We start from the raw sequence: 17,245 nt of genomic DNA on the forward strand, positions 1-17,245 counted from the left end.
ACGCTCCCGACGGTCGACGCTACCGACGACCGGTTCGACTCCGGCGGGGAGAGTATGAGCTCCGACGGCGCACACCTGCACTACCAACTGCCAGTCGATATTTCGCCGGTCGCTCTCGAGCGGTTCTTCTGGGTCCTCGTCGGCCTCTCGCTGGTCGGAGACATCGTGACGACGTTCGTCGGACTCCACCTGGGACTGGCCGAATCGAACCCGGTCGCGCGGAGTGCGATCGACGGCTACGGGCTGGCCGGAATGCTCGCCCTCAAAGGAGTGGCGATCGGGATCGGACTGGTCTGTCGACCCATGCTTCCGACGGCCTATCGAGCGATCGTTCCCGCGGGGCTCGCGATTCCCTGGACCGCCGCCGTCTGTATCAACCTCTACGTGATCTCGACGGCGATCTGAGAGTGGTGACCGACGCCAGTTCCGTGACCGCCGGGAGAAATATCCTGCCGGGCCTACCGTTGTGAGTCGCTAGAATCGTGCTCGAGCGTGACGCTCTCCGTTTCGGATTCGCCCGACCGTGACTCGGGCGACCGGTTTTGGGTGACCCCGCCTTCCTCCAGCGCCGTCCGAATCGCTCGCAGTTCGACGAGAATCTCCTCGAGCACGTCGTCCGAGTCGCCGCTCGTCGGTGACTCGGTGGTCGACCGGGCCCCGGACCGGGCCGGCGAGACGCGGCTGCTGATCAGTTGCTGGATCTCACGGGGGGTCGGGATGGTTCGAAAGCGCATCTCGACGCCGGAGCCGCCGGCGGAGCTGACTTCGACGGTGCCGTAGCCGACGCGAGTTCCGATCGCGCTCTGGCTGTAGGACGTGTTCTGCACCTTCTCGAAGTCGATCCGTTTGACGTCTCGAGAGAGGATACCCCGCTTCTCGTAGAGGCCGCTGGTGGTCACGACGTAGTCCGTGCTGCGGATCCAGAGCACGGACCAGCCGACGATCGGGACGACGACCAGCGCCAGCACGGCCGTCAGCACCAGTCCGGCGACCGCGTTGAACGGGACGACGAGCAGTGCGAGGACCGGGAACGCGAGGAGCGCCGCCGTCGGCGCGATCGTTCGCCGGTCCGGGCCGCCGGCCCAGAGGACCGACTCGTCGTCGTCCAGCGAGAGCCACTCGAGGCCGCGGTCGCCGTCGGTAGGGGCTGTCGATTCCGTCATCGCTCACTCCTCCGCGTGCTCGCGTTTCAGCGAGAGCACGGTGCGGTCGAACTCGCAGACGAGGTGGTCGTCCTGATTGAAGACCTCGACGCGCATGGTGACGATCCCGCGCTCGCCGTCGCTGGTCTCGCGTTTGTCCGTCACCGTCGACCGGGCGCGGATCGTATCGCCGTGGAAGACGGGACGGGGGTGTTCGACGTCGTCGTACGAGAGGTTCGCGACGATCGTCCCGTCGGTCGTCTCCGGGATCGACACGCCGACGGCCAGCGACATCGTGTAGAGCCCGTTGACCAGTCGCTCGCCGAACTCGGTCTCGCCCGCGAACGCCGCGTCCAGATGCAGCGGCTGCTGGTTCATCGTCATATCGCAGAAGCGCTGGTTGTCGCTCTCGGAGATCGTCCGTCGGCGCTCGTGCTCGATCGTCTCCCCCACGGTGAACTCCTCGTAGTACAGTCCGGACATAGGTTCGGAGTCGCACAGCGCCGATAAAAACGTGGTGCTCGCCGAGGCGGGAACGTTCGCGTCACCCGAGGGTGAGACGCCGCCTATCGAGCGGTGAGTCGTCCGATACGCTATAGTCTCGAGCGGCGGAATCGCCACTCGAGTTGATCGGATACGAATGGGAGTGACCGATGCGGAAGCCGCCACGGCCGTCGCGACAGCCGCGGCGATCGGCGTCGTGTTGCTCCTCTCGGTCGGCGTCGGTCCCTCGAGTGCGGCGCTGGATACGGACTCCACCCGGCTCAGCGGAACCGTCACCGACGAGGACGGGGAGACCATCTTCGCCGCGAACGTCACCGTCAACGGCTCCGGCCAGGTGGCGAGGACCAACGCCGACGGCTTCTACAGTCTCGAACTCGAGGGAGGCGAGTACGAGGTCACCGCCGAGGCGGACGGCCACGAACCGAAGACGTGGACCGAGACCCTCTCGGCCGGACGATGGACCCGAACCGACGTGACGCTCTCCGCCGCCCCGACGGAACTCGAGGGGACCGTCACGAATCCCGACGAGGAACCGGTCGAGGGCGCGACGGTCCGCGTCGTCGGCACCGACCTCGAGACGACGACCGACGAAAACGGCAGCTACGCGTTCGAACTCGAGCCGGGGAGCCACTCGCTCGAGACGAGCGCGGAGGGCCACAACACGAGACGATCCGGCGTCGTCGTCGCGGAGAGTCGGGTGACGACGCGGGACGTTCAGCTATCCGACGGCGGTCGGAGCGACGACGGTGAAGACGAGGAGAGCGACGCGGATGAAAACGGGGACGACGAGAGCGCGGAAGAGGACGGCGAGGGCAGCGATGACGAGACGGACGGTGACGACGAGCGGAGCGACGAAGACGAGCCTGCTGGAGCGGACGATACCGACCCCGACGGTTCGACGAGCGCCGAGGGTTCCGACGGAGGAATCGAGGCCGACGCGTCCGGCGGTGACGCTCGAGAAGCGGACTCGGCTCCGGCCACGAATCGCGAACAGGTTCTCACCGTGCTGTTTTTCGCCGGAACGTTTCTCGCCGCGATGATCACCGCGGCGGCGGTCGGTCTGTATCGAAATCGGTCGCGGTAACCGTCACCGCGTGCCCGACGAGCGCAAGGCACATATCGAAGCCGCTTCGGACCGGACCAGCGACGAGGTGAGTCACGTGACCGGACAGCGAATCGCAGGGACGGACCGATCGAGCGATCCGGATCGGGTGGCGGCCGCCATTACCGACCGCGGGACGGCGCTTCGAGACGGCCTCGAGGACCTCGTCGACGGAATCGCCGACGCCGACGTGGTGTTGCTGGGCGAGGCGTCCCACGGTACCTCGGAGTACTACCGCCTTCGCGCCGAGATTTCGGCGCGGTTGCTCGCCGATCACGGGTTCGAATTCGTCGCCGTCGAGGGCGACTGGACCGACTGTTTCGACGTGACGGAGTACGTTACGGGCCGATCTGACGCTGATAGTGCCCGAAACGTCCTCGAGTCGTTCGAGCGCTGGCCGACGTGGATGTGGGCCAACCGGGAGGTCGTCGAGTTTCTGGACTGGCTGGCCGACCGCAACGCCGACCGCGAGCGGGGCGAGCGCGTGGGCTTCTACGGTCTCGACGTCTACAGCCTCTACGAGTCGATGGCCGCCGTCATCGACTACCTCGAGGACCTCGACCCCGAACTCGCGGCCCGTGCGCGAGACGCCTACCACTGCTTCGAACCGTACGGCGAGGACGCCCGCGAGTACGCCCAATCGATCCGACTCGTGCCGGAGGACTGCGAGGACGAGGTTCTCGAGGTGTTGCGATCGCTTCGCGAGGACGTCGCGGAGCAACGGACGGACGCGGCGGGGCAAAGTGCGGAAGACGGCGACGACGATCCGCTCTCCGATTTCGCCGCCGAACAGAACGCACTCGTCGCGAAGAACGCGGAATCGTATTACCGCGAGATGGCCCGCGGCGGCAGCGAGTCCTGGAACGTCCGCGATCGACACATGAGCGAGAGCCTCGAGCGCCTGCTCGAGTTCCACGACGGACCGGGGATCGTCTGGGCGCACAACACCCACGTCGGCGACGCTCGCGCGACGACCATGCGAGATCGCGGCAAACTCAACCTCGGGCAACTCGCCCGCGAGGAGATCTGCGCCGACGATTCGGACGTCGCGTGCGTCGGCTTCGGCTCCCACCGCGGCTCCGTCATCGCTGGCGACGAGTGGGGTGCGTCGATGGAGCGGATACGGGTACCCGAGGCGAAAACGGGAAGTCTCGAGGCCGTCTTTCACCGGAGCGATCTCGAGGACGCGATCGTCCGGTTCGATCGCGGATACGGAACTGCCGACGACGAGGATCCGCTCGCGGACCCGCGCGGCCACCGCGCGATCGGCGTCGTCTACGACCCCGAATACGAGGGCGGTAACTACGTTCGGACGGTGCTCCCGGATCGGTACGACGCGTTCGTCCACGTCGATCAGACCGAATCGCTCCACCCGCTGGGACTCGAGGGCGGAGAGACGCCGCCGGAAACGTATCCGTGGGGGCTCTGAAGGCTCGCGGAACCGAGCAGCGCGTCACTCCACCATCTCCGTCTCCTCGCCGGCGTCGCGTTGCACCCAGATCGTCTTCGCGTTCACGAACTCCCGGATCCCGTCGCGCGCGAGTTCGCGACCGTAGCCGGAGTCCTTCACGCCGCCGAAGGGTAATCGAGGGTCGGATTTGACGAGTTCGTTCACGAACGCGAGTCCCGACTCGAACCGGCGAGCGACCCGTTCGCCGCGCTCGAGGTCCGCCGTCCAGACGCTCGCGCCGAGACCGAATCGGGTGTCGTTGGCTTTCTCGATCGCGGCGTCCTCGTCGGGCACGCGAAAGATCGACGCGACCGGGCCGAACAGTTCTTCGCGATCCGCCGGGGCGTCGTCGGGGACGTCCGTCAGCACGGTCGGTGGGTAGAACGCGCCGTCGCGGTCCATCGGTTCGCCGCCGAGTCGGCAGTCGCCGCCGGCCTCGAGAGTCTCCTCGACCTGGCCGTGGAGTTCCTCCATGAGGTCCTCGCGGGCCTGCGGGCCGAGGTCGGTGTCCTCGTCGCTCGGATCGCCGACGGTCTGTTCGTCCATCGCCTCGACAAAGCGGTCGACGAACTCGTCGTAGACGTCGTCGACCACGATAAACCGCTTCGCCGCGATACAGGATTGGCCGGAGTTGATCAGACGGGCCTGGACTGCCGTCTCGACCGTTTTCTCCATCGGCGCGTCCTCGAGGACGACGAAGGGGTCGCTGCCGCCGAGTTCGAGGACGTTTTTCTTGAGTTCGCTCCCGGCGGTTTCGGCCACCGCGCGGCCCGCACCGTCGCTGCCGGTGAGCGTGACGCCCTGAATTCGATCGTCCGCGATCACGTCGTCGATCTCGTCGGAGCCGATGAGCAGCGAGGTGAAGGCACCCTCCGGGAACCCGGCCTCCCGGAAGATCTCCTCGATCGCTTTCGCACACCCGGGAACGTTCGAGGCGTGTTTCAAGAGGCCGACGTTGCCCGCCGCGAGGTTCGGCGCGGCGAATCGAAACACCTGCCAGAACGGGAAGTTCCACGGCATGATGGCCAGAATCGGCCCCAGCGGCTGGTAGGCGACGAGCGTGCGCGCGTCGGGTTCGCCGGCGACGACGTCGTCCGCCAGGAACTCGGCGGCGTGTTCCGCGTAGTACTCACAGACCCACGCGCACTTCTCGACCTCGTCGCGGGCTTGCCCGATGGGCTTACCCATCTCCTCGGTCATCAGTTGGGCGTACTCCTCGGCACCGTCCCGGAGGACGTCGGCTGCCGTCGACAGCAGTTGTTGGCGATGCTCGACCGGCGTCTCTCGCCACTCCTCGAAGGTCTCCGTCGCGCGCTCGAGGTGCTCCTCGCGGTCCTCGGCCGACGTCTCGTCGAAGGTGTCGACTACCTCGCCGGTCGCCGGATTCTGGCTCTCGATGGACATGGCAGCTTCGACCACGGGGAGGCGCTTCAAACGCAGGGGTGGCTATGGAAGGAGCGTCTCGAGTGGCTCGGTCGACGGTCACGAGCACCCGACCGGGGAGGGGATGCGTTGGCAAGCCGACGTACTTCCGCGGCCGCGACGTAGACGGACTCACGAATCCGATGACTGTCTCAGACGCAACAGCGAAGCCGGAGGAATCGGAGAGCGCCGTCGAAACGGCCCGCCGCCAACTCGAGCGGGCGGCCGCCCACCTCGACGTCGATGCGGGCGTCGTCGAACGACTGCGACACCCGACGAGCGTCTATCGCGTCACGGTGCCGCTGGAGCGCGACGACGGTTCCAGAGAGATGTACACGGGGTATCGCGCCCACCACGACAGCGTTCGCGGGCCGTACAAGGGCGGGTTGCGCTACCACCCCGACGTGAGCGAGGAGGAGTGCGTCGGGCTGTCGATGTGGATGACCTGGAAGTGCGCCGTGATGGACATCCCCTTCGGCGGCGGCAAAGGCGGCGTCGTCGTCAATCCGAAGGAACTCAGTAACGACGAGAAGGAGCGACTCACCCGTCGCTTCGCGGAGGAACTTCGCCCCGTTATCGGCCCGATGGAGGACATCCCCGCGCCCGACATGGGGACCGGCCCGCAGACGATGGCCTGGTTCATGGACGCCTACTCGATGCAGGAAGGCGAGACGACGCCGGGCGTAGTCACCGGCAAACCCCCCATCGTCGGCGGTTCCTACGGCCGCGAGGAGGCACCCGGTCGCAGCGTCGGCATCATTACGCGCGAGGCGATGGACTACTACGACTGGGATCGCGAGGAGACCACCGTCGCCGTTCAGGGCTTCGGCAGCGTCGGAGCCAACGCCGCCCGGTATCTCGACGAACTCGGAACCTCCGTCGTCGCCGTTTCGGACGTGAACGGTGCCATCTACGATCCCGACGGCCTCGACACCAACGACGTCGAGGATCACGACGAGACGCCGGGGATGGTCTCCGGCTACGACGCACCCGAGACGCTCACGAACGACGAACTCCTCGAGTTGGACGTCGACGTGCTCATTCCCGCCGCGATCGGGAACGTCCTGACCGCCGAGAACGCCAGCGACGTCAGCGCAGACATGATCGTCGAGGGGGCCAACGGGCCGACGACCTCGAGCGCCGACGAGATCTTCGAAGAGCGCGGAATTCACGTGATTCCGGACATCGTCGCCAACGCCGGCGGTGTCACGGTCAGTTACTTCGAGTGGCTGCAGGACATCAACCGCCGGAAGTGGCGTCTCGAGCGCGTCAACGAGGAACTCGAGACCGAGATGCTCCGTGCCTGGAACGCCGTTCGAAAGGAGTACGAGGCGCGGGACGTGACCTGGCGCGACGCGACGTACATCGTGGCGCTCGAGCGGATCGCCGACGCCCACGAGACGCGCGGGCTCTGGCCGTAGCGAGGGCAGCACCGGTGTACCGATCGCGTGTCGGCTCGGGTTCGGAGTACCGATCGAGTATCGATCCGGAGTTCGAGTGTCTGAACCCGGTGGTAGCCGATGCGACACGGACGTCTCGAACCGAACTCGTCGGCCCCGAATCGAAAGTCACACCAGAACCATTGTAATCCGGAGGCCCAACATTCGAACGATGACTTCGACTGGCCGCAGCACGCTCGACCGACGGACGGTCCTCGCTTCGATCGGCGCCGGTTCGCTGGCCGCACTCGCGGGCTGTACGGGTGACGATGACGGCGACGAGGACGACGAGTCCCCCGTCGAACCCGAAGCGGTCGACGTCGACGAGAGTGCCACCTGGCTGACCACGACGGTGACCGACGAACTGACCGGCGACGAGTTCACCATCGGCGACTTCGATCAGCCGGTCGTGGTACACCGGTTCACGATCGGCTGCGCGGTCTGTCACAGTCAGCACTACGAGTTCGACGAATTCACCACGGCCACCTCCGCGGACGTCGAAATCGTCGATCTGACGATCGATCCGCACGTCAGTTCGGACGACCTGCGAAGCTACGCCGACGAAGACGGCTTCGAGTGGCGATTCGGCGTCTCCTCGGAGGCGATGACGAGAAGCCTGGTTTCGGACTTCGGCCGGGAGATGAACAGCAGTTCGGCCTCGCCGATAGTCGTCGTCTGTCCGAACGGCGAGACGTATCGGGTCGGAAAGATCGTCGACGCCACCGAACTCGAATCGGTGATCGAGGATGTCTGCTGACCATCTGTACGGCCGTCTGCTCACCATGTACGGCCGTCTGCTCACCATGCACGGCCGTCGTTCGTCGTCGGCTCGGTTCCGACTCGCTATCGCCCCGTTCGCGTGGCGACGAGTCCCACGATGACGTCGACGGCCGCCGCGTTGCTCGAGTTCTTTCTGCTCGGGCTCGCGACGCCCCTGACCGCGGCGTGCGTGATTCCGCTCTACCCGGGTTTCATCGCGTACCTGGCGACGACCGGTGAGCGCGATCGTAGCCCGCCCGTCGGCGTGCTCGGCGCGCTCGTCGTCGCGGGCGTGATCGCGTTCATGATGACCGTCGGGCTTCTCTGGACCGCGGTCTTCGGCACGAGCGTCACGAACGCGGTCGATCGCGTTTCGCCGATCGCGTTCGGGGTACTGGCCGTCGTCGGGACGGTGCTCCTCGTCGCCCCGACCGCGTTCTCTCGGCTGCCGTCGGTCGAACCGCCGCACTCCCGGTATCCGACGCTGTCCGCGTTCGGATACGGCTTCTTTTTCGGCGGGATCGTCATCCCCTGTAACCCCGGACTGATCGCGTTGTTTTTCAGCCGGTCGACGGTCGCGTTCCCCGCGTTCGACTCCCACCTCGAGGTCATGCTCGGTTTTCTCGCGTTCGGCCTGGGGATCGGCACGCCGCTGCTGGCGTTCGCACTCCTCTCGCAACCGTACAGTCGCCGCGTTACCCGGACGCTCGCGCGATACAGTACGCCGATCAACCGGGTCGTCGGACTCGTGCTCGTCGCCGTGTCGCTGTACTACCTGCTGTTCGTCTTTCGCGTCGTTCCCGGTTTCGGCGGCCTCGAGCCGGTACTCGACGTCTCGGTACGCCGTCCCGGCTACTGACCGAGATCCCGCGGGTTGGCTGCCGGCTGGCCCGTCCGCCCTGAAGACCCGCCCCGAGCGGCGTCGGTTTCGGTCCCCCACCCCTCGTTCAGAGTGAAAGCGCGGTCGTGGGTGGGGTGGACCGTCGGGTCGGAATCGCTCGGAGCCGGCTCAGGAAAAGGAGGAGAGATCGGCGTCGTGCGCTCTCGACGGACTCTCGGTACCCGAGAGCCGATCGTACGTCGGGAGATCCTCGAGCGAGGAATCCCGTCGAACGGCCTTCACGATGTGTTTCGGATCGGTGACGAGCCGGTGCAGGAGATAGCTCCTCTGGGAACGACCGCCGCCGGTCTTCTCGGACTCGATGACGCCGAGGAAGGCCTGTTCCTTGAGCTGTCGATACAGCCCGTTCTCGGTGATCGGATCGGTGGCGACCAGTTCGCAGATGCCGACGTAGCGCTCGTAGACCTCCCGGGTCTTGTACGTCTCGCGGTCGCCGGTGATGATGCGACTCGCCAGCGCGTACAGCGCGAGTTTCGCGTGGACCGTCGCGCCACTCGTGAGTTCCTCGATCCGGTTGATCTCGGCGACCTCCTGAGCCTGCTGGATGTGGTCCTCCGAGACGGTCTCCGAACCGGTGCGGCGAGCGAGTTCGCCGGCTTCTTTGAGGATCTCGATCGCCTTTCGGGCGTCGCCGTGTTTCTTCGCGGCCAGCGCCGCACAGAGTTCGATCGTCCCGTCCTCCAGGACGTCGGGCTGGAACGCGTCCTCGCGGTTGCGCATGATCTCTCTGAGTTGGGAGGCGTCGTAGGGATGGAAGAACAGCTCGCGATGCCCGAAACTGCTGTCGATGCGTTCGTCGAGCGTCTCCCGGTACTTGACCTTGTTACTGATGCCGATCACGCCGATGTAGGCGTCCGTCTTCTGGGCTTCCCGGGCGCGGGAGAGTTGCATCAAGATGTTGCTGTTGTCCAGTTTATCGATCTCGTCGAGGATGACGATGATCGAGTCGAAAAACTGCTCGAGAATCTCCCAGATGTGCTGGTAGTACTCCATGGTTCCGACCCCCCGGACGGGAATACTCCCCTGATAGCCGGTTTGTTCCTTCAAACTGAGCGCTAACTGACGCGTCGCGCGCGTCTCCGTGTTCGCCTCGGAGCAATCGACGTAGAGGACGCCGCAGTCGATCTCGTTGGTTCGGGCGGCGTTCTGCGCTCGCGTAGCCACGTGTCGGGAGATGAGACTCTTTCCGGTGCCGGTCTTGCCGTAGATCATCACGTTGTTCGGCGGATCGCCGCGCGTAATCGCACCGACTTCGGCCGCGACGGATTCGATCTCGTCGTCCCGGCCGACGATACGGTCCTCGTCGGGAACGTGACCGACGTGGAGGAGTTCCTTCCGATTGAAGACGGGATCGTGAGAGTGGAAGAGCGGGTCCCCAGCCTGATCAGCCATACCTCCGTCCTCGAAGACGGACATAATAAAACTATGGAAGGTAGTTCAGACTGATAGCCGGCCGGTAGCTGTAGTGGTGGGCGACAATTCGGCCGTTTCTACTCGAGGCGGCTATGTCCCGGATTCAGACTGAACCGGTATCGAGACCGGTCCAGATAGCGAACCGAGTCGCTTCCACTCCCGACGGTCGTGATCAGAACACCCACACCCCTCGTTCAGAGTGAAAGCCGGGAGCAGAAGTGGTCGGTACGAGAGCCGACGGAGCGGAGTCCCGGAAGAGAGATGCGAAACGATGCAGTCGTTCAGGGACGGTACAGACCGGAAAGACGCTCAAGGTCGTTACGGATCGGAAAGACGCTCAGGATCGTTACAGACTGAAAAGCAGTTCAGAGACGGGACAAATCGGAACGGCCACCCACTGGCTGGGAAGGAGACGCACCGTATCCCACCCATACACGGTATTCTTCGCATCTATCTTCTTCGATCGATATTCGTCTAGCTAGTATAGTAGTATTGTATGTTGTGGTGCCGGTAATAGTTTCCTTGAACTACTATCTTGAAACCATCATCCCCTGTGGGTAGCCGCTCTGTTCGTGTCACCTCCCACCGGCCACGGCTACTGACGCGCTTTCACTCTGAATTGGGTGTGTGGGTCCCGGTCCATCGCGTCGGTTGCCGTGAGACGACTCGACGACGGACCCGCCTCGAGCCCCACCCCCAGTTCAGAGTGAAAGGTTCCTGAACCGATAGAACGGATCCACGGCACTGTTCGAACGCTCGTCCCTACACGTTCATCACCATCCGCCGGAGTGAACGAAGAAGCGGGTGAGTCTTTTCACCAGCCCGGAATATCCGCTCTGGTTGCTCCCAAACTGACGAGACCCACCTAGAGGGTAGTACTCGACGGCGTCTCTCGTGATGTGAATCGGATACCGACCTCGGATTACCGCTTTCGAGGTCGTCCCATCCGGTGTCGTCCGTCACCGCTCCCACCGTTCCAAATCCACACTCACAGACCGACCCGTCCCGCCGTCCTCGTTTCACTCTGAACGACGGGTCTCCCCCTATCGAGTATCGCAGATCGGAGGCCGTCGGGACACCCCACCACCCGCTCGAGCCGTTTCACTCTGAACGAGGGGTGTCCGTCGACCCCCCGCTCCCGAATCAACGTTGGGTCCACGGCGCACGCTGTTGACCTACGGATCCCGTCACTCGTGGCTCGGCGACGGCCATACGGCTCGCAGGCGCGCCCTCCCTGAACAAATCCGGAATCGGACGGCGGCAGCGAGCGGAGAAAAGTGACCGTCCGACCAGTATAAAAGGACGTATCGAGAGCCTGGATTGACAGGGCACTGTACACCATGATAGATATTCGCTACGCTTATCCTCCCGACCGAAAAAGAGGCCAATATGACCGAGGGCGTGAATCCATTCGAAAGCCTGCAGTCACAGATCGACGAGGCTGCAGCCCACCTCGAAATCGGCGACGACGTAATCGAGCGGCTCAAACATCCCGAGCGCGTGCTCGAGACCAACCTCACGATCGAGACCGACGACGGTGACCTCGAGCGATTCAAAGCGTTCCGATCGCAGTTCAACAACGACCGCGGACCGTACAAAGGCGGCATTCGCTATCACCCGCAGGTCTCCCGCGACGAAGTGAAGGCGCTGTCCGGCTGGATGACCTACAAGACCGCAATCGTCGGCATTCCGCTCGGCGGCGGGAAAGGAGGGATCATCATCGACCCCGACGACTACTCGGAGGCCGAACTCGAGCGCGTCACTCGCTCCTTCGCGAAGGAACTGCGCCCGCTGATCGGCGAGGACCGCGACATCCCCGCGCCCGACGTGAACACGGGTCAGCGGGAGATGAACTGGATCAAAGACACCTACGAGGCCCTGGAGAACACCACCGAGCCGGGAGTCATCACGGGCAAGAACATCGCCAGCGGCGGCAGCGAGGGCCGCGTCGAAGCGACCGGCCGGTCGACGGTGCTCACCGCCCGCGAGGCGTTCGACTATCTCGACAAGGATCTCGAGGGCGCGACCGTCGCCGTTCAGGGCTACGGTAATGCCGGCTGGATCGCCGCGAAGCTGATCGACCGCATGGGTGCGACCGTCGTCGCGGTCAGCGACTCGAGCGGCGGCATCTACAACCAGTCCGGACTCGATCCGGTCGCGGCCAAAGACCACAAGAACGAGACCGGTAGCGTCGTCGGCTACGAGGAGGGCGAGGAGGAACTGACGAACGAAGACGTTCTGACGCTGGACGTCGATCTGCTGATTCCGGCCGCCCTCGAGAACGCCATCGACGCCGACCTCGCCGAAGACGTGCAGGCGGACGTCATCTCCGAGGCCGCCAACGGGCCGTTGACGCCCGAGGCCGACGCGACGCTCGAGGAGAAAGACGTCTTCGTCATTCCGGACATCCTCGCCAACGCCGGCGGTGTGACCGTCAGTTACTTCGAGTGGGTGCAGAACCGCCAGCGCTTCTACTGGACCGAACAGCGGGTCAACGAGGAACTCGAGGAGATCATCGTCGACGCGTTCGACGCCCTCGTCGCGACGCTCGAGGAGTACGACCTCGATAACCCCCGGACCGCGGCCTACGTGGTGGCGATTCGGCGGGTCGCCGAGTCGTTCGAGGAAGCCGGCACGTTCCCGTAAGTCGCTCGAGGTTCGGAACGGCCTGATACCCGTTCGATTCGATCGATTTTCGAGGTATTACGGATCAGTTGTTTCCGTATTCATCGTTTGTACACGACTACTACACCCCGCGCATTCACGCCGTAACTCGGTATCTTTTTGGCGGTTGCTGGCGACCGACGCACAGAGCGAATGGTACGCGAACGGCTCGCCGACTATCGTGATCGCGTTCGTGGCCAACTCCTCGCGGCCTTCCGCGAGGAGCACACCCCGCACCAGGTTGCTGCGAGCTTCGCGATCGGCGTCTTCATCACGGCCATGCCGACCGGTGGACTCGGAATCGGGCTATTTTTCGTCCTGGTCTCGATCTGGTCGTGGATGAGTAAACCAGCGTTATTTGCGTCCGTCGCCGTGCTCAACCCGTTCGTGAAACCGGGTGTCTACCTCGCGAGCTTCCAGATCGGTGCGTTCGTGCTCAGGTCGGATTCGGTGGGTTCGCGCGACGGCACGACGACCGAGTCCGCGTGGACCGCGGTCAAGCAGCTGTTGGTCGGCAATCTCCTCGTCGCGACCGTCTTCGCGGTTCTCGGATACATCCTCGTCCTCTATCTGACGCGATCGCACCGCCGTCGAATCGACCGATGCTCCGGCACGTCGCTCGTGTCGCTCGTTCTGGGCCGATTCCGACGATAGTGATCGCCGAAGCAGCGGGGCTGTACGTGTTATCGACGCGACAGACAGTCACAGATCCAATAAACATTTAGCAACCGGACAGTGATTGGTGGGACAATGAAACGCAGAACGGTACTCGGCGGACTCGGTGCTGCGGGACTCGCGAGCCTCTCCGGGTGTCTGGGCCTGGTCGGCATGGACGAACACGAATCGTCACCGGTCGGCGTCGCCGCGAGCGTCCGTGACGAGACGGGATACGCCCAGACGGCGATCGACGATATCGTCGTCGAAGAGGAGGTCGGCGTTAGCGCCGCCACGGAGACGATCTCCGTCACGAATTACCTGACCGAACACGAGAAAGAGGTGAGCATCGGGCCACTCGTCAGCCAGCGCGCAGCGGTCTTCATCGCGCTCACAACGCCACAGATCGGCATCGCCGGGCGGAACGTCAACCCCGTCGAAGACATGACGACCGAGGAACTCATCGAGTTAGTCGAGGAGAACTACGACGATATCAGCAACATCTCCCGCGAAGAAGACGACGAGATCACCGTTCTCGGGTCTGAAACGACCCGCTCGCGGTTCGACGCCGACGCGACGTTCGACGGCCACGAGTTCACGGTCGACGTTCACGTCAGCGAGGCCGTCGAGACGGAAGACGACGACCTGCTCGTGACCATCGGGGTCTATCCGCAGGAACTCCGCGGGCAAGAAGAGGAGAACGTCCTCGCGCTCATGAACGGGATGACCGCCGATATCGATACGAACGATGACGGGGACGACGAAGGGACCGGCGACGAGAGCGACGAGAACGAAAACGACGAGAGCGGTGACGATGGTAACGACAGTGAGAACGGTGACGACGACGGCGATGAGGACGACGACGGCGGGGTCCTCGGAACCCTCGAGTAATCGGTCGATTCGATACGCGCCCGCGTCGCCGGTTCTCGGTTCGTCGCTCAGACGATGCCGAACCCGTACGCGAAAGTGACGAGTCCGACGGCGACGAGGACGGCACCCGTTCCTTTCGTGGCCCGAACTCTGTCGGCGTCCTCGAGGTCGGCACGGTCGTCGTCGGCGAGCGGTGCCATCCCCTGTCGGTGCTGAGCGGCGACGATGGCCGGTGCGTATCGGATGCCGGCGACGCCGAGGCCGACGAGGACGAGACCGAGGAGTGCGTACCTCACGGTTCCACGGACGGCGCTACAGTCCCAACTCGCGACCGATCACGAGGTGCTGTATCTCGCTCGTTCCCTCGCCGATTTCCATCAACTTCGCGTCCCGGTAGAACCGCTGGGGTGCGAAGTCGGTGGTGTAGCCGTAGCCGCCGAGTACCTGGACGGCGTCTTCGGCGACCTCGCGGGCGGCCTCGCTGGCGTCGAGTTTCGCGAGGGCCGACTCGCGAGTGACGGGGTCGCCCCTGTCGTAGGTGCGAGCGGCGCGGTGAGTGAGCAGTCGGGCCCGTTCGGTCTTCCGGTGCATGTCGACGATCTTGTCCCGGATGGCGTCGAACTTCGAGATGGGCTGGCCGAACTGCTCGCGCTCCTTGCTGTAGGTCTTCGCGTGGTCGTAGGCTCCCTGAGCGAGCCCCGTCGAGAGCGCGGCGATCGAGATGCGGCCGCCGTCGAGCGTCTTCTTCGTCTGGTTCCAGCCCTCGCCTTCCTCGCCGAGGAGGCGGTCTTCGGGGAGCCGGACGTCCTCGAGGCGAATCTCACAGGTCGGCGAGGCGTTCAGCCCCATCTTCTCCCAGATCGTACTCACCTCGAAGCCGTCGTCCTCGCGAGGATCGACGATGAACGTCGAGATACCGTCGTAGCCCGCGTCAGGGTCCGTGACGGCCTTGACGAGAATCGAACCGGCCTCGGAGGCGTTGGTGATGAACTGCTTGGTGCCGTTCAGCACCCACTCGTCGCCCGCCTTCTCCGCCGTGGTGTTCATATCCGACGCGTCGGACCCGCTTTCCGGTTCGGTTAGCGCCCATCCGCCGAGATACTCGCCCTCGGCGAGCGGGCGCAGCCAGCGTTCCTTCTGGGCGTCAGTGCCGAACTGCTCGATCGGTTTCGACGCGAGCGACGTGTGGGCGACGTAGGAGAGTCCGATCGACCCGGACACTCGGCCGAGTTCTTCGGCGACCAGCGCGTACATGAGCGTATCGCCGCCGAGACCGCCGTAGGCCTCGTCGATCGGAACGCCCATCATATCCAGGTCCGCGAGTTGCTCGAAGATCTCCGCCGGGAACCGGTGTTCGTCCTCGATCTCCTGAGCGATCGGTTCGATCTCGGTCTCGCAGAAGTCCCTGACGGTCTCCCGGATCATCCGGTGTTCGTCGGGTAACTCGGTGTCCATACGCAATACTTGCCGAGGGATGGAATAAACGCACCGACCGAGTTCGCCGTGAGAGGGGACCCAGGTCGACTCCATGTCGAACGCTCGAGTCGGCGCCGGTTCGCCCGCTTGCGTTACCAGCCGCGGTCGTCGTCCCGATCGTCGTCGCGGCCGTCGGACTCGCTCGAGTCGTCCCACGGATCCGAGTCGTCCGTCTCCTCCGCGTCGCTCCACGGATCGGAACTGTCGTCCCACTCGCGGCCGTCGTCGGTCGATCGGTCCTCGTCGCGGTCCGTCCGCTCGCGGTCGTCTCGAGCGTCGCCGTCCCACGTGTCGCCTCGGCCGGCCAGTTCGCCGCCGTCGGAGCGCACCGCGGCGCGCTGATCGGGGATGAGGTCGAGTTCAGTGTTCGTATCGCCGAGCAACAACAGCGCGTAGTACTGGAAGTAGGTCGCGATCGGTGTCCAGACGAGCGCGACGAACAGCAGGATGGTCAGCAACGCGACGATACCGACCAGTACCGACAGAATCACGCCGATCTCACCGGCGAAAACCACCAGCAGGGCGATCACGATGCCGAACGGGATGAGCAACGCGAGAATTCCGAACATCATCACGAACGTGGCGGCGATTGCGATCGCGAGCGAGAGGATCCAGGCCAGCACGAGGTAGACCACGTACTCCGTCCAGTGGCCCGTAATCGTCGGCCAGAACCGGCTCCACCCGTTGAGAACGCCGCGATCCTCGAGCAGCATGACCGGCGCGACGAACTCGTCGGTGAAGCGGCGGACGAGCGAGTAGACGAGATACAGTCCGATTCCGTACAGCGCGTACAGTCCGATGAGAGCGTTCGAGAGCGTGTCAAAGCCGCCCTGAAGCCAGAGCACCGCTGCGGGGGCGGCTCCGAGGGTCCCGGCGACGAGCAACAGACCGACTCTAAACAGGAACAGTCGGAGCCCGTTCCCGAGGTTCGCCTTGAAGTACCGCCGTACGTGAACCTCGGTCGATCGTAACGACTCGACGAAGACGAACTGCATGACGGCGCTGATGATCGCGTACAGCAGCCAGAGGAACAGCACGATCCCGCCGACGATCAACAGCAACAGCAGTATCTCTTCGACCGGTACGTCGTCCTCGAACTCTTCGACTTCGGTGGGCGTCTCTTCTTCGAACGTCGGCTCGTCGGCGAACGTGCCGACGTCTCCGCCGGGGGCCGTCGGTCCCCCCATTCCGAAGGAACTCACGAAGAAGACGATGACCGCGAGTTTGATCCACAGTCCCAGACTAACCGGTGTCAGGAAGTTCCGAGTCGTCTCGAGCGCGTCGCTGAGATTGTCGATCGCATCCATTGTCTATACATTTCATTGCACTGTTGATAATAATACTGCTCCGGCGCCGCTTTGCGGCCGCAACGACCCGATCGGCTGCCAACGGGCGCCCGGTGGAAACATTGCTGCTGGACACGTCTCATCGACGACAGTTCGGGACGCA

Annotated in this window: 16 protein-coding genes; 9 read left to right on the forward strand and 7 right to left on the reverse strand. The window is 64.4% G+C overall.

Annotated features, from left to right (window positions below):
- Positions 1-54: 54 nt before the first annotated feature.
- On the forward strand, positions 55-405 hold the full coding sequence (locus tag ACSFC7_RS11740; protein WP_436347948.1) for a DUF5658 family protein: 351 nt from the start codon (positions 55-57) through the stop codon (positions 403-405).
- A 53-nt stretch (positions 406-458) separates the two neighbouring features.
- Here ACSFC7_RS11740 and ACSFC7_RS11745 read toward each other — a convergent pair whose 3' ends face one another.
- Positions 459-1,163: a PH domain-containing protein gene (locus ACSFC7_RS11745; RefSeq protein ID WP_436347865.1), complete on the reverse strand. Its 705-nt coding sequence runs from the start codon at positions 1,161-1,163 to the stop codon at positions 459-461.
- A 3-nt stretch (positions 1,164-1,166) separates the two neighbouring features.
- A complete protein-coding gene (locus ACSFC7_RS11750) occupies positions 1,167-1,901 on the reverse strand; it encodes a MaoC family dehydratase (RefSeq protein ID WP_436347866.1) in 735 nt (244 codons plus the stop codon).
- Between ACSFC7_RS11750 and ACSFC7_RS11755 the strand changes: the two genes are divergently transcribed.
- Both ACSFC7_RS11755 and ACSFC7_RS11760 read left to right on the forward strand, forming a co-directional pair.
- On the forward strand, positions 1,783-2,730 hold the full coding sequence (locus ACSFC7_RS11755) for a carboxypeptidase regulatory-like domain-containing protein (RefSeq protein WP_436347867.1): 948 nt from the start codon (positions 1,783-1,785) through the stop codon (positions 2,728-2,730). The genes ACSFC7_RS11750 and ACSFC7_RS11755 overlap by 119 nt on opposite strands.
- 76 nt (positions 2,731-2,806) lie before the next feature.
- Complete coding sequence (locus ACSFC7_RS11760) at positions 2,807-4,177, forward strand: erythromycin esterase family protein (protein ID WP_436347868.1); 1,371 nt, start codon at positions 2,807-2,809, stop codon at positions 4,175-4,177.
- 24 nt (positions 4,178-4,201) lie between these two features.
- On the opposite strand, the gene ACSFC7_RS11765 is transcribed toward ACSFC7_RS11760, so the two are convergent.
- Positions 4,202-5,602: an NAD-dependent succinate-semialdehyde dehydrogenase gene (locus tag ACSFC7_RS11765; RefSeq protein ID WP_436347869.1), complete on the reverse strand. Its 1,401-nt coding sequence runs from the start codon at positions 5,600-5,602 to the stop codon at positions 4,202-4,204.
- Positions 5,603-5,763: 161 nt separating this feature from the next.
- On the opposite strand from ACSFC7_RS11765, the gene gdhB reads away from it, so the two are divergent.
- The 3 genes from gdhB (at position 5,764) to ACSFC7_RS11780 (ending at position 8,677) form a co-directional block, all read left to right on the forward strand.
- Complete coding sequence (gdhB, locus tag ACSFC7_RS11770) at positions 5,764-7,041, forward strand: glutamate dehydrogenase GdhB (RefSeq protein WP_436347870.1); 1,278 nt, start codon at positions 5,764-5,766, stop codon at positions 7,039-7,041.
- Between the two features lie 190 nt (positions 7,042-7,231).
- Positions 7,232-7,816 (forward strand): TlpA family protein disulfide reductase, encoded by a 585-nt coding sequence (locus tag ACSFC7_RS11775; RefSeq protein ID WP_436347871.1) that lies wholly within the window; start codon positions 7,232-7,234, stop codon positions 7,814-7,816.
- A gap of 120 nt (positions 7,817-7,936) precedes the next feature.
- The gene (locus ACSFC7_RS11780; protein WP_436347872.1) at positions 7,937-8,677 is read left to right on the forward strand and encodes a cytochrome C biogenesis protein; all 741 of its coding nucleotides are present in this window, start codon (positions 7,937-7,939) and stop codon (positions 8,675-8,677) included.
- Between the two features lie 150 nt (positions 8,678-8,827).
- On the opposite strand, the gene ACSFC7_RS11785 is transcribed toward ACSFC7_RS11780, so the two are convergent.
- Positions 8,828-10,111 carry a Cdc6/Cdc18 family protein gene (locus ACSFC7_RS11785; protein WP_436347873.1) on the reverse strand — a complete coding sequence of 428 codons (1,284 nt, stop codon included), beginning with the start codon at positions 10,109-10,111 and terminating at the stop codon, positions 8,828-8,830.
- A gap of 1,410 nt (positions 10,112-11,521) precedes the next feature.
- On the opposite strand from ACSFC7_RS11785, the gene ACSFC7_RS11790 reads away from it, so the two are divergent.
- From ACSFC7_RS11790 to ACSFC7_RS11800, 3 genes are all read left to right on the forward strand, one after another.
- Positions 11,522-12,778: a Glu/Leu/Phe/Val family dehydrogenase gene (locus ACSFC7_RS11790; RefSeq protein ID WP_436347874.1), complete on the forward strand. Its 1,257-nt coding sequence runs from the start codon at positions 11,522-11,524 to the stop codon at positions 12,776-12,778.
- Between the two features lie 171 nt (positions 12,779-12,949).
- Positions 12,950-13,450 carry a DUF2062 domain-containing protein gene (locus ACSFC7_RS11795; protein WP_436347875.1) on the forward strand — a complete coding sequence of 167 codons (501 nt, stop codon included), beginning with the start codon at positions 12,950-12,952 and terminating at the stop codon, positions 13,448-13,450.
- 96 nt (positions 13,451-13,546) lie between these two features.
- Positions 13,547-14,341: a DUF6517 family protein gene (locus tag ACSFC7_RS11800; RefSeq protein ID WP_436347876.1), complete on the forward strand. Its 795-nt coding sequence runs from the start codon at positions 13,547-13,549 to the stop codon at positions 14,339-14,341.
- A 47-nt stretch (positions 14,342-14,388) separates the two neighbouring features.
- On the opposite strand, the gene ACSFC7_RS11805 is transcribed toward ACSFC7_RS11800, so the two are convergent.
- From ACSFC7_RS11805 to ACSFC7_RS11815, 3 genes are all read right to left on the reverse strand, one after another.
- On the reverse strand, positions 14,389-14,616 hold the full coding sequence (locus ACSFC7_RS11805; protein ID WP_436347877.1) for a hypothetical protein: 228 nt from the start codon (positions 14,614-14,616) through the stop codon (positions 14,389-14,391).
- A gap of 16 nt (positions 14,617-14,632) precedes the next feature.
- Positions 14,633-15,775, reverse strand: coding sequence for an acyl-CoA dehydrogenase family protein (locus ACSFC7_RS11810; protein ID WP_436347878.1), 1,143 nt, complete (start codon positions 15,773-15,775; stop codon positions 14,633-14,635).
- 113 nt (positions 15,776-15,888) lie between these two features.
- Entirely contained in the window at positions 15,889-17,103 is a 1,215-nt protein-coding gene (locus tag ACSFC7_RS11815) for a DUF7544 domain-containing protein (RefSeq protein ID WP_436347879.1), read from the reverse strand.
- Between the last annotated feature and the right edge of the window lie 142 nt (positions 17,104-17,245).

Origin of the sequence: Natronorubrum halobium (genome assembly GCF_051351675.1) — an archaeon.
Taxonomy (GTDB): domain Archaea; phylum Halobacteriota; class Halobacteria; order Halobacteriales; family Natrialbaceae; genus Natronorubrum.

What these genes read in the sequence shown, in the direction of transcription:
- ACSFC7_RS11775 (WP_436347871.1), top strand. Translation starts at nt 7,232, where the DNA reads ATGACTTCGACTGGCCGCAGCACGCTCGACCGACGGACGGTCCTCGCT.
- ACSFC7_RS11815 (WP_436347879.1), bottom strand. Translation starts at nt 17,103, where the DNA reads ATGGATGCGATCGACAATCTCAGCGACGCGCTCGAGACGACTCGGAAC.
- ACSFC7_RS11780 (WP_436347872.1), top strand. Translation starts at nt 7,937, where the DNA reads ATGACGTCGACGGCCGCCGCGTTGCTCGAGTTCTTTCTGCTCGGGCTC.
- ACSFC7_RS11765 (WP_436347869.1), bottom strand. Translation starts at nt 5,602, where the DNA reads ATGTCCATCGAGAGCCAGAATCCGGCGACCGGCGAGGTAGTCGACACC.
- ACSFC7_RS11795 (WP_436347875.1), top strand. Translation starts at nt 12,950, where the DNA reads ATGGTACGCGAACGGCTCGCCGACTATCGTGATCGCGTTCGTGGCCAA.
- ACSFC7_RS11810 (WP_436347878.1), bottom strand. Translation starts at nt 15,775, where the DNA reads ATGGACACCGAGTTACCCGACGAACACCGGATGATCCGGGAGACCGTC.
- gdhB (WP_436347870.1), top strand. Translation starts at nt 5,764, where the DNA reads ATGACTGTCTCAGACGCAACAGCGAAGCCGGAGGAATCGGAGAGCGCC.
- ACSFC7_RS11755 (WP_436347867.1), top strand. Translation starts at nt 1,783, where the DNA reads ATGGGAGTGACCGATGCGGAAGCCGCCACGGCCGTCGCGACAGCCGCG.
- ACSFC7_RS11740 (WP_436347948.1), top strand. Translation starts at nt 55, where the DNA reads ATGAGCTCCGACGGCGCACACCTGCACTACCAACTGCCAGTCGATATT.
- ACSFC7_RS11790 (WP_436347874.1), top strand. Translation starts at nt 11,522, where the DNA reads ATGACCGAGGGCGTGAATCCATTCGAAAGCCTGCAGTCACAGATCGAC.
- ACSFC7_RS11800 (WP_436347876.1), top strand. Translation starts at nt 13,547, where the DNA reads ATGAAACGCAGAACGGTACTCGGCGGACTCGGTGCTGCGGGACTCGCG.
- ACSFC7_RS11745 (WP_436347865.1), bottom strand. Translation starts at nt 1,163, where the DNA reads ATGACGGAATCGACAGCCCCTACCGACGGCGACCGCGGCCTCGAGTGG.
- ACSFC7_RS11785 (WP_436347873.1), bottom strand. Translation starts at nt 10,111, where the DNA reads ATGGCTGATCAGGCTGGGGACCCGCTCTTCCACTCTCACGATCCCGTC.